Genomic DNA, 16242 nt, shown 5'->3' with positions numbered 1-16242 from the left:
GCTATACCCTAATCGCATGACGAACTACTGCGACCATTCCGTAGGGGTTCGATCCCAACGGTGTTTTTTAAGTTCTTGATGCAGTTCTACAGCTAGACCCTTCCCATCACTAGTTGCAACATTGGCCAGCACATTGCGTTCTTTTCTCATACCTGGAATTATGGTACTTACCGTTTTATTCATCAAGATAAAACGCAGTGCCATTTCTGCCATGGTCATTCCTTCAGGAATGTGGGGTCTTAAGGCATCAGCGTGATCCACACTTGAGTTTAGGTTCTCAGGCACAAAATAGGTACCCCGCCAATCTCCTTCCGGAAAAGTGGTCTCTTTTGTAATATTACCAGTCAGTGTTCCTTCATCAAAAGGGACTCGAGCAATCACTCCGATGTTCAATTCGTCACACAAAGGAAAAAGTACATCTTCGGGGTTCTGATCAAAGATGTTATAAATCACTTGTACAATATCTAGCATTCCTGTTTTAAGGGCTTTGATTCCATTTTCGGGTTCCCAACGATTTACGCTGATGCCCATTGCAGCAATTTTTCCCGAAGTTTTAAGGTCTTCAACGGCGCGCTGCCATTCTTCACGATGACTCCAACCATCATCCCAGGTATGAAACTGCATCAAATCAAGCTGTTCTAGGCCTAGATTCTTCAAAGTCTTTTCAGTATACTTAATGACGTGCTCAGTTGGGTAAGATTCTTCAAACGCATATTCGGGTTTTGCCGGCCATTGGAAGTTTTTAGGAGGAATTTTACTAGCCGTATAGAGTTTTTTTGAGGGGTGTCTTCGAACCAGCTGACCCAGCAGTTCCTCACTATGCCCCTCTCCATAACCCCAAGCAGTGTCAAAAAAAGTCACTCCGTTTTCCACTGCCAAATCTAAACTTTTTGCCGACTGTATATCGCTACTTTCTGTCCAACCAGCCATGCCCCACATGCCATATCCAATTTCACTAATAGGCCAGTTAGTTCTTCCAAAATTTCTGTATTTCATATATTACTTTTTCTTAATAAATTTTTCCCTCAACACCAAAAATACACCATAGAGCGCACCAAAAACAAGTCCTCTTATACCCTTCTCAATCCATATTTCTCGCCCATAACTGCCATCTAAAATTACAGATATGATGGTAAACAAAATAGAACCAACTACAGCTTGTATTACAATTTTTCTTAAATCCATTTTAGTCTATTGCCGTAATCGCCTCGTCGTAAAGTTGTTTCATTAAGATCTCCTGCCCTACAAGTTCATGAAATCTAAGATGAAACTGAAACAGTGTCGCATCCATATCATCCATTTTGTGAGACTCCCTACTAAAATAGAGGTCTAGTATACTGCGAACGGTATCATCCATTAAAACTGTTTGCATCTTGTAGACATTGGTTAATTTTTGCGTGGTATCAAAATCAAATTGTGAAACGATACCGGCAGCTTTTGCACTCTCCCAAGCCGTATCTGATAGTACAGCCTCAATCAAACTCTGTTGATTTGTCAATATACCCAAGTCTAAATAATCATTTTGTAACATAACTTTCATTAGGCTGTCATTCTTTCCAGTTATCAAACTATCCAATCTGTTTTGAATTGCGCCATGCTTTTCATTCCACATTGCAATTACCCCTGAATTGCGATACAGTTCGCTGCGAATACTGGTCAAAGCGGTCTCCTTGCGTGTTTGCATATCCATCCGCTCCGCTATCTTGTTTATAAACAGTGCAAAAAGTACACTAAATACGATCAGCAGACCATCACTGATATATTTTTTAATATTCAACTTTTGCATTTGAAAATTCTATTTTAATAGACCTAATACTGATGAAACGCATCGGAAACAAAACCTAATACCGTAGGCAGGGCTTCCCGCCAGTACGTCCAGCTATGCCCTCCATCGCGAACGCGATATTCATGTGGAATTTCCTTTTTCTTCATAGCTATATGCATCAGACTATTTCCTTCAAACAGAAAATCGTCGTCGCCACAGTCGATATACCAGCGAACAGATTTTACATCTGCCACCGGTACCGTCTTCAATAATTCCAAGGCGTTGTGCTGTTTAAAATAGGCTTGAATGTCAGATTCAGAATATTTTACATCACTTCTTTGCATACGTTTTTTTAAATCTTCAACAGTAAGAGGCCCAACATAGGCACTCAAGGGGCAGGCAGAAGAAAATAATTCTGGATGATGCAAGGCATACATAAATGATCCGCCGCCACCCATTGAGAGTCCGGCAACGGCACGGTACCTCTTTTCTCCCTTGATGCGGTATTTCTGCTCTACATACGGCATAAGTTCCTCGAAAAAGAAATCTTCATAACGCCAATCCTTTCCTTGGTTGAAGTATCCCATTTTTCCGGTATCGGCATCAGGCATCACAATAATCATGGGTGTAGCAGTACCATCTTTGATTGCATTATCGGTAATTCGCAAGACCTCTCCAAATTGCACCCAACCGGTATGATCGTCGGTCGCCCCGTGCAGTAAGTACAAAACGGGATAACTACGTGCTGAGGTTTCATAGTCTGGTGGAAGATAAATCGCATACTTCCGTTCCATTTTTAAAATTTTGCTGGTCATCGCTAGGTTATCATGAACTTTTCCCGATTGTGCAAAAGAGGACACCATCACGGCGAGACCTAAAATACAGACAAAGACTATTTTTTTCATTTTTTACAGTATTGATTGAAGTAAACAACAAGATAAGAAATGATGATGGATTATTTCGGCGGAAGTGACATCACATAATCATAACTTTCGTTTAACAAATTTACAAGGGTTCCTTCTTCATGCCACATCCGTTCAGGAATTAAGATATACCCCTGCATCACGGCGCCGTAAGACTTATAAAGTGTTGTATTGAATTCTTCCAAATATTTCTTTTGAACCTCTTTTGAGAATCGAATACCGATTTCATTCGCTTTATTAAAGAGGGAGAACATATATCCATTGGCCGATGTGTAGGGCATGGTTTTTCCTTTTCGTGCAAATCTTGGGCATTGGGCCACCAGGGCATCATATATTTCTAGTTTTTTCGTATCCATGAGGTAAATAACTTTTATCAAATAGTAGTACTCCTTCTTCTTCGACAGCTCATAAAGTACGATTTGGGAACTTTTATTTGAAGCTAACAGGGCCGCGGCTATTTTTCGGTTTTCTGCCAGGGAACCGCACCGGCTTCTCGAATATGCTCTTGCAAAGCTGTTCTTAGTTTGTTATACATCGCATCATCGACAGCGGGTTCAATAGCTCTTTTTTCATATGCGTCATTGCCAATATCAAAGTATTGAATAGCTTCATGCGGTGTATTTTGCAGGATTTTAAAATCTTGGTAACGCGCTGCGTAATAAGCTTGGCCGCCATAATGCCCTCCTTCACGTCTTACCCAGAAAACGGTTCGATTATCAGTAACTTGTTCTCTTCCTAATACCGTGGGAAGAAGACTAATAGCATCAAGGCCTTTGGGTGTTTCAGCCTTGGCAACTTCGCAAAAGGTGGGAAACAAATCCATTGACATACCCAATCTGTTGGTTACTGAGCCGGGTTTAATTCTATTCTTCCAATAAAAGAAAGTAGGCACCTGAATACCGCCTTCGTACATATCTTGTTTGCCCCCTCTAAGCTTGCCGTTGCTTTGGGCATATCGAAGTGCTCCCCCGTTATCTGAAGTGAATACAACCAAAGTGTTTTCGTCTAGTCCGCTTTCCTGCAGCGTTTTCATTACGATGCCAATGTTGAAGTCTAAATGCTCGATAAAAGCCACGTTCTTTGCCCTCTTCTCTGAGAGGTGAGGTTCCCTTTTGCGCACTTTATCAAGGAAGGCTTGTGGCGGTTGTATCGGAAAATGAGGGGCGTTATAAGCTAAGTATAGAAAAAACGGTTTTGCCAAAGCCTTTTGTTCCTTAAGATAATCAACTGTCCACTCCGTAAATAAATCGGTGGCATGACCTTCAGGATCGATTTCTTCCTCATTATGCCGCATCCAGTTTATTCCTCCTCGGCGATGATTCCAGTAATCATCCATCATATCGCCCAGAAAACCTTTGAAGTAATCAAAACCCCTAGCATTTGGGCCATTCTCGCTTTCCAATCCCAAATGCCATTTGCCAATAATAGCGGTATGATATCCAGTTGCTTTTAAAACACTTGGCATCAATAAGGCGCTCTTTGAGAGATACCCCCAGTTGTTTTTTTCATTTTGTCGAATTACACCAGGCACTCCCACTTTATCAGGATACATACCCGTCAAAAGAGATGCCCTACTAGGAGAGCATACCGTAGAATTCGCATAAAAATTAGTAAAGGTGAGTCCTTCCGCTGATATGCTATCTATGTTTGGGGTTTGCATGTCAGTAGCGCCTTGACAAGACAAGTCGCCATACCCCAAATCATCGACCAATATGCAAAGTATATTCGTAGGTTTTTGGGTGGCATATGATTGGCCCAAAGCAGCACAACAAACTGTAAGTGCCAAAACCGGTATAAAAAGATATTTCAAGTTCATCAAATAGGTTTAAATATTAGGTTCAAAGACTCATCCAATAATCAGTCCTTTTCTCCGTACCCAGAAGTAGGCAAAAATGATATTTGGCACCCAACATAACCAAGCCACTATACGATAGGCCACAGTGAAATCGCCAAAACCAATAGTCAACAAGGGCAACCAAATACGTAAGGTCACCGCCGCAAAACAAGCCGCATAGCTATAAATCATAAATCCTTGATGCAATTGAATATCTGCTTTCCGAATGGCGAAATACGCTTTCGAGGTAGTATACAACCACACCAAGCCAAGCCCCATAAAGCCGAGCATAGTGATAATTCCCCCAGTAGCATTGAAAGCAATAAAAATGCCACATATGCCACTTATAACAACGGCAATGACGTACACCTTGCCCAAGTTTCTATGCAAATTGAGTTGCCGAGACCTGATCTTTTTACTAAACTGTACCCATCCAATCGCGAGTGCTAACCCTCCAAAAAGAATATGACCGTAGAAACCCGTATTCCAAAAAACATCAGCCAACAGCGCATCACTTTTAGAAGCTAGCAAACCAAACTTACGATCTAGAAAAAAATATAAAAGCGGATACAGTCCGACCCCAATTGCCAAAAAAGCGAAAACAAACCACCCTACTTTATTTGTTGTATTCTTCATACGCTATTTGTATCTCCAACTCGTTAAATCAGCGCCTTTGGGGGCACTTTTGGCAATGCGCTTCATAATCTTTGGTACATACATACTGTTATAGCGCAATCGACTTATCGCATTGGGTTGATCGGGGTCTCCATTCCAACAGTGTTCAGCACGATCACCATACAGCACCTCACCATCATAGTATGGGTTGGTTGTACCTTCAAGAAATTCTTCCATCAAATAGACGGCATTGTTAAGGTAATAGTTGTCCATATCGCCACAATAAATATTTATTTTCCCTTTCAGGTTTTCTCCCAGTTTATCCCAATCTCTTTCTAGAATATGTTTGAGATCATAGTTTTCTTTCCAATAGGCTGCTACTTGATGATCGATATCGCCTGTCATTTTATCCCAAATTCGAACAGGATACCCGTCATCGCCTTGTGGGGAGTAGGTAGCTTCCCAAATATCCCATTGTTGACCCGAACGAGATTTATCCCCTAATACCAGTTCCAAATGATTTCCTGAACGTAAAGTAGATTGAATATCACCTAAATAATTTCTACGGGCGGGTACTTCAAGCTTTTTGTGATCACTATCGTAGTAATAAGCGTTTTTGTCTTCATAAATATTGGTAAGACAATAGGCCCTAAAATCGATGGGATCAGGGCAGGCCGCAAAGCAGCCGTTATATTCTTCGGGATACTTTACTTGAACAGCTAAGGCCTCCCAACCGCCGGTAGAACCTCCATATAAAAAACGAGACCATCCTTCTCCTATACCTCGAAATTGTCGTTCTATTTCAGGAATGAGTTCATAGGTTATGGCATCGCCATACGGGCCTTGATTTGCCGAATTTACCGCATAGGAATCATCGTAATACGGAGTTGGATGTTGTATTTCTATAATCAACATCCGCGGAAAATCGGGTTCGTTCCATCGCTTATAGAAATCATAGGCTTCCTGCTGTTGAATGATATTATATCCGTCTAAATCAAAACGGGCTGCGTATTCTGGTTTCAGGCTGGGGTCTGGAGGTGTGGTTCGGAATCCTCCAAAATCAGAAGGAAAATGTCCGTGAAAAACCATCAAAGGATATTTTGCTTCTTGATGTTCGTTGAACCCCTTTGGTAATAGCACATGAGCTCCAAGGTAAATATCTCTGCCCCAAAATTCAGAGAGTTTTTCAGACTTGACCTTAATGTGTTTGATCCATTCAGTGTCTTCGGGTTCTTCAATGGGAGGTATGACCTGATCCATTACCACATTCACATTTTGAATTCCGTTTTTAGTAACCGTTACTTTAACGGGTTTACTATATAGATTACCTGGTGACCTATTCCAGCGTTGTCCTTCCCCATTATCCATTGGTAGTTTTACCGTATGCCCAGTGGAAAGCTTAAATGTTTCATAAGTGTGTAATAAGGCTTGCATATGATATTCTCCAGGCGGAACCTCTGCCAAACTGGGATAGGGATATCCGAAGATTTCGTTAGTGAAGGTCATAGTCTTTTCAGGGGCCATCGCATCTACGTTCATTCCGAAAATCAATTGTGTGGTCGGGCCGTCATTGATCTGAAAACGTGGTTCTTTCTCATCGCTTGTGGAAAGCATTAGTAGCAAGCGACCATCTTTTACTTCAGCACTTGCTGCTTCGGTAAATGAGACGTTTATGGAGTTTGTGGATGTGTATTTTGAATTAGACTGGCACCCTAAGATGGTACAGCACACCAAAAAGTAGTATAGTTTTTGCATGTCGGTTGATTTACCACAAAAGGTACTCATTTTCGATTAGGAAACAAATCTGCAGGTGTTTAAACACATCAATCTAGTCGCTCCACTACGTTCAGCGTGACCATCGATTAAGCAATATTTGGCTTGATTTTTACGTTGATTATAGACTAACTGGGTTAAATACCTACTAAATCTCTAGTTATGAAAAAGATAATATTTGCAGTAGTGATCTTTGGATCTATTGTAGCACTGAGCAGCTGTAACTACGATGACAGCAATGATATCGATGTACTGAACCCGATCGATAGTACAGCAACGGGAATAGTGCAAACAAAGTAACCATAAAAAAACCCGCTATGAAGCGGGCTTTTTCTATATTTTGAGTGCTATTGCTTGTTTCTGTGTCTTTCTCGTGCCAGCAGCGTATTTTTAAGCAACATGGCAATGGTCATAGGTCCTACACCTCCAGGAACCGGGGTAATGTAAGAAGCCTTTTTACTTACATTTTCAAAATCGACATCTCCTGTTATATAGTAACCTTTTTCCCTGCTCTCGTCAGGCACTCTAGTAATACCTACATCAATAATGACCACATCGTCTTTGACCATCTCAGCCTTTAAAAAGCCCGGTACGCCAAGAGCGGAAATAATGATATCGGCCTGAGTGGTAATTTGACTGATGTTTTTGGTTCGGCTGTGCGTTAGGGTAACCGTAGAATTTCCTGGAAACCCTTTTCTACCCATCAAAATGCTCATGGGCCTACCCACAATATGACTTCTACCAATCACAACGGTGTGTTTGCCCTGTGTTTCGACCTGATAACGATCTAAAAGTTCTAAAATTCCGAAAGGAGTAGCCGGTATGAAGGTGCTCATATCCAAGGCCATTTTACCGAAGTTCATAGGGTGAAATCCATCTACATCTTTATCCGGATTTACCGCCAGCAATACCTTCTGCTCATCGATTTGTGGAGGCAGTGGTAATTGAACTATAAAACCATCAATAGCATCATTCTCATTCAACTCTTCTATTTTTTTTAGTAGTTCCACCTCGCTGGTAGTGTTTGGCAACTGTACTAAAGTAGATTCAAAACCTATGCGTTGACATGAGCGGACCTTACTACCAACGTAGGTAAGGCTGGCCCCATCATTGCCAACCAAAACAGCGGCCAAATGCGGAACCTTCTCCCCGCGCTCTTTCATTTTATCAACCTCCGCCTTGATTTCGGCCTTGATGTCATTGGATATTTTTTTACCGTCAAGTATTTCCATATTTCCTAAATATTCAGTTGGCAGTTGTAATTGGCACGTTTACCATTTCAAATACAGCTAAAATTATTAATTATACGTACTGCGTAGCACATCTGGCAATTAGCTAAATCAACGCATTCCTTTCATTCCTCCCATCATCTGCATCATTCGTTTGCCCCCGCCTCCTTGCATCATCTTCATCATTTTGCTCATCTGATCAAACTGTTTCAGTAGTTGATTTACTTCTTTAACATCGCGGCCCGCACCTTTGGCGATTCTTTTTTTACGACTGGCATTGAGTTTGGAAGGGTTGGAACGTTCATCAGGGGTCATCGAGTGAATAATAGCCTCTATATGCTTGAATGCATCATCATCAATATCTAACCCCTTTAAGGCTTTTCCAGCCCCGGGAATCATCCCCATCAAATCTTTGATGTTACCCATCTTTTTGATTTGTTGTATTTGCGATAGAAAATCGTCAAAGCCGAATTTGTTTTTGGCAATTTTCTTTTGGATTTTTCGAGCTTCTTCCTCATCAAATTGGTCTTGAGCTCTTTCCACCAAGGAAATTACGTCGCCCATTCCCAAAATACGATCGGCCATACGGTCAGGATAGAAAACGTCAATAGCTTCCATCTTCTCGCCGGTACCAATGAATTTAATAGGTTTATCAACAACCGATTTAATAGAAATAGCCGCACCACCTCTGGTATCGCCATCCAACTTCGTTAAGATAACACCATCGAAATTCAAAATATCGTTGAAAGCCTTTGCCGTATTTACAGCATCTTGACCTGTCATAGAATCAACTACAAATAGGGTCTCCTGCGGTTGTATTGCTTTGTGGATGTTTGAAATTTCATCCATCATCTTCTCATCTACGGCTAAACGACCAGCGGTATCAATAATAACCACATTGTGTCCGTTAGCTTTGGCATGTGCAATAGCTGCCTGTGATATCGCAACCGGATCATTGTTCTCTCTATCGGAATAGACCTCAACACCTATTTGCTCTCCAACTACATGCAATTGGTCGATCGCTGCAGGGCGATATACGTCACAAGCGACCAATAATGGTTTCTTAGTCTTCTTCGTCTTTAGATAATTGGCCAATTTCCCTGAAAAAGTCGTTTTACCCGAACCTTGGAGTCCTGACATTAAAATGATTGAAGGGTTTCCTGAAAGATTGATTCCTTCAGATTCTCCCCCCATTAATGCGGTGAGCTCGTCCTTTACAATTTTTACCATCAACTGGCCAGGTTGCAAAGTGGTCAATACGTTTTGACCAAGTGCTTTTTCCTTTACCCGATTAGTAAATTCTTTGGCTATTCTAAAGTTAACGTCGGCATCTAACAAAGCCCTGCGCACTTCTTTGGTAGTTTCTGCAACGTTAATTTCTGTAATCTGCCCGTGTCCTTTAAGAACATGTAAGGCTTTATCTAGCTTTTCACTTAAATTATCAAACATCGTCTTGCTATCTTTTGAAGAAAAGCAAATTTAAGAATAAGTATAGGAAAGAAGGATGATATGTCTAAAAAATGTCGCCACCCCGGCTCACCGTGCTGGCGAGGGTTTGTGTGGGTGCAAAAACAAAGAGCACCCATCTTGCGATGAATGCTCTTTCAAAAGTGTGGGGCAAAAAAGGTTAGGGACTAGATTTTTTTGCTATTATAAGTGGTACTATTCGCAGTCTTTTTCAACTACCAAATACTCTTCACCTCGCTTCATTTTAAAACGATCCGCTCTACACTCAATAATCTCCCAGTCGCCAATATAGTTGGCTAGCTCAGCGCTAAGATCGTTGAACGTAATAGTGGTTCCAGAAATCGCCCAGTTTCCTTCGTCAACTACGGTCTCATTTGGGTTTCTTACATGAATGTTCATATTTGAGAAATCGATTCTCAACGAATCAAGAAAGCTTGCACTCTCTCCATTTGAAACCGCCCAAACACAGTTTTGTAGCGTATCAGTAATAAAGGCTTCGCCACATTCTACATCTGGTTCATCACAAGCTCTTTTTAGAATTATCTTGTCACCATCGCTACCTATAATATGTAACTTGATTCTATCCTTATCAATTTCATAAACGAACCACTCCAAAGTGAAGTCTTCTATGAATTCGAATGCTAAGGTCAACTTTACGCGGTAATCTGATACTCTTGTACCCCATTCTCCTTCTAACATGTTTCCTTCTCTATCACGAGCAGTTACCGTACCGTCTTCCTTAAAATTTAAGGCATAGTCAAAATAGTAATCTGTACTGTTTTGATCTTGTCTTTTGATTTCTTTTACCAACCACGGGCACTCAACCAAAAGCTTATCTAAACGCTCTTTGGTAAAATCATCGTCGTTATGATCATTATCATCATCTTCGTCGCAAGCCTCTTTTGCACTTTCTAGAGCATCTCTCAATTCTTCTATATTGTTGACAGTAATCTTAGTTCCATCATACATTTCGAACATTACTGGAAACTGTAGACTAATAATATCTTCTTCATCCAATCCGGCAAAGAACCTTCTAACTTCCTTATCGCTTTCAAGTGTAATGGAACCTGTTTGTTCTTGATTACGGTCATATGTAAAAAAAGTAACTGGGTAAATCACATCGATACATTCGATATCATCGTCATCACCACCTTCTACACATTGCTCAGCAAGTTCTCTCAAATCAGCAATATTATTAATGGTAATTTCAGTATAATCAGCCTTTGTAATGGTAATAGGGAAAATGATGTCAAGAATATCATCATCGCCATCGAAGGCATCAAATAACTCTTCTATTATTTCTAAATCATCTTTGGAGTCTATAGTAACTTCAAGCCCGTTTACCATAACGGTATACGGAAAACGAATATCAAAACAACTTGAGCCATCAACGATATTATCATATGAGCCATCATTTGAAACGGTAGCCTCAATCAACTTAGAAGTTGCTGAGTTAGCAGTAAGGGTCTGTTGCTCATCTAACTGAACGGCAAATGGTTCCTCAGTAGAACAAGCGGTAAAACTTAGTGCGAATGCAAGTAGGATTGCATATGTCGCAAAATTCAAGAACTTTTTCATAACGATTTGGAATTTTGTTTGTTAATACGGTCTTAAAACAATTCACTTTAAAAACACCCTACTTCTTTTTTTAAATTTTTTCTAAATATCTTTGGAAAAAACCGACTCTTTGGAAACCAAAAACAACGATAACATTTGCGACGAGCAGGTCTTTAGCAGCATCTTCAAAGCTAATTCTAAAACGGTATTTAATTACATATATTATAAATTCGGCAACGAAGAAAAATCGTATGATGCTGTACAAGAGGCCTTTGTAAAGCTTTGGGAGAACTGTGCCAAAGTGGCTCCTGAGAAAGCAAAATCATATGTTTATACCGTTGCCAATAATTTGTACCTTAATGTGATTAAGGCTGAAAAGGTGCGCTTGAAGTATGCCGACAAGACCTTAAAGACAACACATGAGACTCCTGAGTACTTGATGGAGGAGAGTGAATTTAAAACCAAGTTAGACAGGGCACTCAACGATTTACCCGAAAATCAGAGAACCACCTTCCTACTAAATCGCATTGACGGAAAGAAATATAAGGAAATCGCTGAAATGGAAGGGGTTAGCGTGAAAGCAATTGAAAAGCGGATGCATTTGGCCTTAAAATCGCTTCGCGAAAAAATTGATGGAATTTAGTGACAAAAAATGAACTAGTATGGTGATTTTACTCATTTGAACGCGAATATTGACATCCTCATCGATAAATTGGAAAACAATAAGCGATATCAGGTAGGGTTTTCACCTAATTAGTTGTTATTAAGACAGTAAGATAGAAATCATGCAAGAAAATTACTTAGCAAAATGGCTGAACAACGAGCTCTCTGAGGCGGAACTTGCGGAATTTAAAAATTCCGATGAGTATGCAGCTTATCAGCGTATTGTTGATGCCTCAAATGCTTTAAAGTCCCCCGATTTTAATGCTGATGAAGCCCTAGAGGCCATAAAGAATAAGCGTTCGCTTACAGATACTAAGGTTATTCAATTGAATCCGTTCAAGAAGTTTTTAAGAGTAGCTGCGGCTATTGTTATTCTTCTTACTGGCACCTATTTTTATGTGAATTCGTTAGATGCAACCGTTTCTACCCAATACGCGGAAAATAAGGAAATTGTACTTCCAGATAATTCTGAGGTAGTCTTAAATGCAGATTCGAAGGTTACCTATAACAAGAAGAATTGGGACACTAACCGAAATATAGCTTTAGAAGGAGAAGCCTTCTTCAAAGTGGCTAAGGGAAAACGTTTCACGGTAGCTACTGACGCAGGTGAAGTTGCTGTATTAGGTACCCAATTTAATGTTGAAAATAGAAAAGACTTCTTTGAAGTTACATGTTTTGAAGGATTGGTAAGTGTTTCTTTTAACGGAAAAGAAACAAAACTACCAGCAGGAAGTTCTTTTGTGGCCATTGATGGTAAAATTATTTCTGAAGAAGCGCCTGTTGCGAAAACACCTTCTTGGATAAATGCTGAAAGCTCCTTTAAGAGTATTCCCTTAAAATATGTTCTTGACGAGTTTCAAAGACAGCACAACATTATTGTTGAAACTAAAAATATTGACACAAACCTATTGTATACGGGTTCATTTAGCAATACGGATGCTAATTTGGCGTTACAAAGTATTAGTACGCCTTCGCGAATAAAGTTTAAATTAGAGGGCAACAAAGTGCTCTTCTATGCCGAGAACTCGCAGTAAATGTTTGGCAATCCTATGTTTGGGGTTACTCTTTATCTTTTCGGTTGGCAATGCCCAAGAAAAGGGCAAGGAGAAAATTAATCTTATTCCGTATATACAACAACTTGAAACTAGATTCGAAGTCAAATTTTCCTACGCAGATGCCGGTATTGGGTCTGTTCAGATTACCATTCCCGAATCGGAGGTCTTAGACGAGATTCTCAATCACCTCAGAATTCAAACCAAACTTCAAATCAAGAAGCTCAGCGAGCGATACTACACTATTGTAAACACCAATACCATTTCCATTTGCGGGGTCGTACTCGATAATTTTCAACAAAATACTGTTTCAGGTGCTACCGTTGAAATCTTGGGAACCGACAAAGCAGTGGTTACTGATATACTTGGAAATTTCACGCTTGAAAATGTTCCTATAGATGCCAAAATTCAAATAAAACATATTGGTTTTAGAACACTTTTTATCGATGCCAAGCGCTTACAGCATACCGCCCCATGTCAAACCTTATTGCTGGCGCAATTCTACCAAAAACTAGAAGAAGTCGTTGTTTATGAATTCTTAACAAAAGGTTTGGTAAAACAGCTTGACGGAAGTATTCAAATGAATACCGACGAATTCGGAATACTTCCAGGGTTGATAGAACCTGACGTATTACAGACCATTCAAGCGCTTCCCGGAATCAAAAGTATTGATGAAACGGTTTCAGACATCAACATCCGTGGCGGTAGCAATGACCAAAACCTCATCTTATGGGATGGAATTAAAATGTATCAATCTGGACATTTTTTTGGACTGATTTCCGCTTTTAATCCCTTTTTAACGGATAAAGTTACCCTGATCAAAAATGGAACAAGTGCTCAATACGGTGATGGCGTAAGCGGTATTATCGATATGCGTACAAACAATAAACTTACCGAGAATTATTATGGCGGCGCCGGGTTTAACCTAATTAGCGGTGATTTATATGGACAAGTTCCTTTGGGAGAAAAGGTTGCCTTTCAATTCTCAGGAAGAAGATCTCTTACCGATTTCTTTGCTACCAGTACGTTCGATAATCTATTTACCAAAGCATTTTTAAATAATCAAATCAAGGATGGCATCGCTCAAGATGTTGGTATAGAAAGAGAAGACAAGTTCTACTTTTATGATTTTACCGGAAAGGTATTATATGATATCAACGAGAATCAAAAATTGAGATTCAGCTTTATAAATATCAATAACTTTTTAGACTATAACGAACGTATTCCCAGTATTAATCGTGAGACCCAAAGTGCATTAGACCAGACCAACTATTCCTTTGGTGGAAGCCTTGAAAGCAACTGGTCAAAAAAGTTCTCCACTTTTCTGAATAGCTATTATAGCAATTACAATCTTGACGCTAGCAACAGTAATGCATTGGGACAACAAATACTTTTACAAAACAATACCGTTATTGAAAAGGCATTCAAACTCAACACGAATTATCAACTCAAAAACAATTTGCACTGGCTAAATGGATATCAACTAACCGAAACAAGTATAACCAATGAAACTCAAGTTACCCAACCTGCCTTTGGCAGTAAGGTCAAGGATATTATTAAAGTACATTCTCTATTTTCAGAACTCGGTTATACATCACCCAATCAAAAACTACACGCAAGAGGAGGTGCTCGGATTAATTATTTTGATAATCCCGATACGTTTACCGAATTTGTGCTTGAACCACGCCTCAACCTCAACTATGCGATAACCAGAGAATTGAAGGCAATTCTACTGGGAGAATTTAAAAGTCAGGGTGTTAATCAAATTCTAGATTTAGAACAAAACTTTTTAGGTATCGAAAAGCGGCGTTGGATACTATCTGATGGCACTAATCTTCCAGTTATAAAAAGCAAACAGCTTTCTTTGGGTATTAATTATGATGCGAAAAATCTATACGTTGGAATTGAAGGATTTTACAAAGAAGTGAAGGGTATTAATACAACCACCCAAGGGTTTCAAAATCAAAATCAGTTTGGCAGTGAAATCGGTAAATATGATATTAAAGGGGTTGAATTTTTAATCAACAGAAAAACATCAAACTATAGTATTTGGGCCAGTTATACCTACAATTTTAACAACTATACCTTCGATGCCATTGTGCCCCCAACTTTTCCTAACAATTTAGACATACGGCACACGGCCACTTTTGCAGGTACACTTACTTTCAACAAGTTTAAAATCGGTATCGGACTAAACTACCGCACCGGAAAGCCATTTACAGAGCCAGACCCTGATAATCCTATAGACACTACCTTTTTTCCTGGTCTGATCAACTATCAAGAGCCCAATAGCCAACGTCTTTCAGAGTACTTGAGAGCTGATGCTTCAGCAATTTATAATTTCGACCTTGGGAGTAATGTGAAAGCTTCAGCCGGAATCTCTGTCTTAAACTTTACAGATCGTGAAAATATTTTGAATACCTATTTTCAGGTGAACGAAGCCAATACCATTGAAACTGTGGAGAGTTTTTCGTTAGGAATTACACCTAACTTCAGCTTTCGAGTGAAGTTCTAAAAGTCCGCCCTTTTTTGTTGTAGTGAAAATTCATGTTCAGCATTTCTTGCAACGCTTCGAACAATTCAGGGAAGTCGTTCTTAAAAATGGCAGGTGTTTCGAAGTAGTTTTCTACCGCTACAGAAAAGAACTCTTGTAAATTAGTAAGTCCGTATTCCCGAAAGTACTCCGAGGCCGCGAATTTGATTAAAAAATCTTCTTGCTCAAATAATTTTTTAATACGCCGTAATCCAACTCGAAACTTCCGCGCTTGCCATGTACCGGTTTTTATCATTTCAAAACTAAGGGCATGGGCGAACTCATGCATTGCTAGATTCCTATTGTCTGATAAGTCTTCAAATCCCTCCCAGATTTTGTCGGCAGAAAGTACGATTGTCTTAAAATTGGGATTATATTCTCCCAAATGATGCTTGCGATTAATTCTTGAATAATATTGGGTCGGATACACGATTACTCGAAGCAAAGAGCGCATCATGCGGTATTGGGGTAGACCCAAGGTCAAGATAACCGAGGTAGCGCTTAGAAGTAGTCGTAATTCTTCCTTTTGATCAATAGCCCCATAGAAAACAAAGTGTTTTTTACTTCGAAACCAAACAATGCGTTCTTTGCACCGCTTCTTTTGTTCAGCTGTAAGCTCCTTGTATATGGGAAAGTTATACGAAACAAAGTTTTCCTCCTTTGGTGATAAGGGTTTTAACTTCACAAAAGGATTCAATTGATATAGGTCAATCGCATAGTACACCAGATACAAGGCATGACCAACGATATAAACAGGAGCTAAATATTTCAGAACATCCCATAACTGCATAGGTTTAAAACTCTTGAAACAGTCATAAATTGCCTAAAATT

Annotated in this window: 16 protein-coding genes; 4 read left to right on the top strand and 12 right to left on the bottom strand. The window is 39.8% G+C overall.

What is annotated here, in order from left to right:
* Nucleotides 1-24: 24 nt before the first annotated feature.
* From ABJN95_RS18000 to ABJN95_RS17965, 8 genes are all read right to left on the bottom strand, one after another.
* A complete protein-coding gene (locus ABJN95_RS18000) occupies nt 25-996 on the bottom strand; it encodes an aldo/keto reductase (protein ID WP_348372463.1) in 972 nt (323 codons plus the stop codon).
* 3 nt (nt 997-999) lie between these two features.
* Complete coding sequence (locus tag ABJN95_RS17995; RefSeq protein WP_348372461.1) at nt 1000-1185, bottom strand: hypothetical protein; 186 nt, start codon at nt 1183-1185, stop codon at nt 1000-1002.
* Nucleotide 1186: 1 nt separating this feature from the next.
* Complete coding sequence (locus ABJN95_RS17990) at nt 1187-1786, bottom strand: hypothetical protein (protein WP_348372459.1); 600 nt, start codon at nt 1784-1786, stop codon at nt 1187-1189.
* A 23-nt stretch (nt 1787-1809) separates the two neighbouring features.
* The gene (locus ABJN95_RS17985; protein ID WP_348372457.1) at nt 1810-2670 is read right to left on the bottom strand and encodes an alpha/beta hydrolase-fold protein; all 861 of its coding nucleotides are present in this window, start codon (nt 2668-2670) and stop codon (nt 1810-1812) included.
* A gap of 50 nt (nt 2671-2720) precedes the next feature.
* Nucleotides 2721-3044 carry a hypothetical protein gene (locus ABJN95_RS17980; RefSeq protein WP_348372456.1) on the bottom strand — a complete coding sequence of 108 codons (324 nt, stop codon included), beginning with the start codon at nt 3042-3044 and terminating at the stop codon, nt 2721-2723.
* A 98-nt stretch (nt 3045-3142) separates the two neighbouring features.
* Nucleotides 3143-4504: a sulfatase-like hydrolase/transferase gene (locus ABJN95_RS17975; protein WP_348372454.1), complete on the bottom strand. Its 1362-nt coding sequence runs from the start codon at nt 4502-4504 to the stop codon at nt 3143-3145.
* A gap of 30 nt (nt 4505-4534) precedes the next feature.
* Nucleotides 4535-5158 (bottom strand): DUF2306 domain-containing protein, encoded by a 624-nt coding sequence (locus tag ABJN95_RS17970; RefSeq protein WP_348372453.1) that lies wholly within the window; start codon nt 5156-5158, stop codon nt 4535-4537.
* A gap of 3 nt (nt 5159-5161) precedes the next feature.
* Entirely contained in the window at nt 5162-6892 is a 1731-nt protein-coding gene (locus ABJN95_RS17965; RefSeq protein WP_348372451.1) for a hypothetical protein, read from the bottom strand.
* 180 nt (nt 6893-7072) lie between these two features.
* Between ABJN95_RS17965 and ABJN95_RS17960 the strand changes: the two genes are divergently transcribed.
* Nucleotides 7073-7210 carry a hypothetical protein gene (locus ABJN95_RS17960; RefSeq protein ID WP_348372449.1) on the top strand — a complete coding sequence of 46 codons (138 nt, stop codon included), beginning with the start codon at nt 7073-7075 and terminating at the stop codon, nt 7208-7210.
* Between the two features lie 47 nt (nt 7211-7257).
* Here ABJN95_RS17960 and ABJN95_RS17955 read toward each other — a convergent pair whose 3' ends face one another.
* The 3 genes from ABJN95_RS17955 to ABJN95_RS17945 all read right to left on the bottom strand — a co-directional run bounded on the left by ABJN95_RS17955 (nt 7258) and on the right by ABJN95_RS17945 (nt 11184).
* Entirely contained in the window at nt 7258-8142 is an 885-nt protein-coding gene (locus ABJN95_RS17955; RefSeq protein WP_348372448.1) for a bifunctional 5,10-methylenetetrahydrofolate dehydrogenase/5,10-methenyltetrahydrofolate cyclohydrolase, read from the bottom strand.
* A 108-nt stretch (nt 8143-8250) separates the two neighbouring features.
* On the bottom strand, nt 8251-9588 hold the full coding sequence (gene ffh / locus ABJN95_RS17950; RefSeq protein WP_348372446.1) for a signal recognition particle protein: 1338 nt from the start codon (nt 9586-9588) through the stop codon (nt 8251-8253).
* 213 nt (nt 9589-9801) lie between these two features.
* Nucleotides 9802-11184: a hypothetical protein gene (locus tag ABJN95_RS17945; protein WP_348372445.1), complete on the bottom strand. Its 1383-nt coding sequence runs from the start codon at nt 11182-11184 to the stop codon at nt 9802-9804.
* Between the two features lie 109 nt (nt 11185-11293).
* Here ABJN95_RS17945 and ABJN95_RS17940 point away from each other — a divergent pair, with 109 nt between their 5' ends.
* From ABJN95_RS17940 to ABJN95_RS17930, 3 genes are all read left to right on the top strand, one after another.
* On the top strand, nt 11294-11806 hold the full coding sequence (locus ABJN95_RS17940; protein ID WP_348372443.1) for a sigma-70 family RNA polymerase sigma factor: 513 nt from the start codon (nt 11294-11296) through the stop codon (nt 11804-11806).
* 142 nt (nt 11807-11948) lie between these two features.
* On the top strand, nt 11949-12860 hold the full coding sequence (locus tag ABJN95_RS17935; protein WP_348372442.1) for a FecR family protein: 912 nt from the start codon (nt 11949-11951) through the stop codon (nt 12858-12860).
* Nucleotides 12841-15393 carry a carboxypeptidase-like regulatory domain-containing protein gene (locus ABJN95_RS17930; protein ID WP_348372440.1) on the top strand — a complete coding sequence of 851 codons (2553 nt, stop codon included), beginning with the start codon at nt 12841-12843 and terminating at the stop codon, nt 15391-15393. Before ABJN95_RS17935 ends, ABJN95_RS17930 begins: the two co-directional genes overlap by 20 nt.
* Here the strand turns inward: ABJN95_RS17930 and ABJN95_RS17925 are convergent.
* Nucleotides 15371-16201, bottom strand: a complete 831-nt coding sequence (locus tag ABJN95_RS17925) for a zinc-dependent peptidase (RefSeq protein ID WP_348372438.1) — start codon at nt 16199-16201, stop codon at nt 15371-15373. The genes ABJN95_RS17930 and ABJN95_RS17925 overlap by 23 nt on opposite strands.
* Between the last annotated feature and the right edge of the window lie 41 nt (nt 16202-16242).

It is taken from the genome of Maribacter sp. (genome assembly GCF_039974175.1).
In the GTDB taxonomy this organism is placed as follows: domain Bacteria; phylum Bacteroidota; class Bacteroidia; order Flavobacteriales; family Flavobacteriaceae; genus Maribacter_C.
This window is presented reverse-complemented; position numbering and strand designations above follow the sequence as displayed.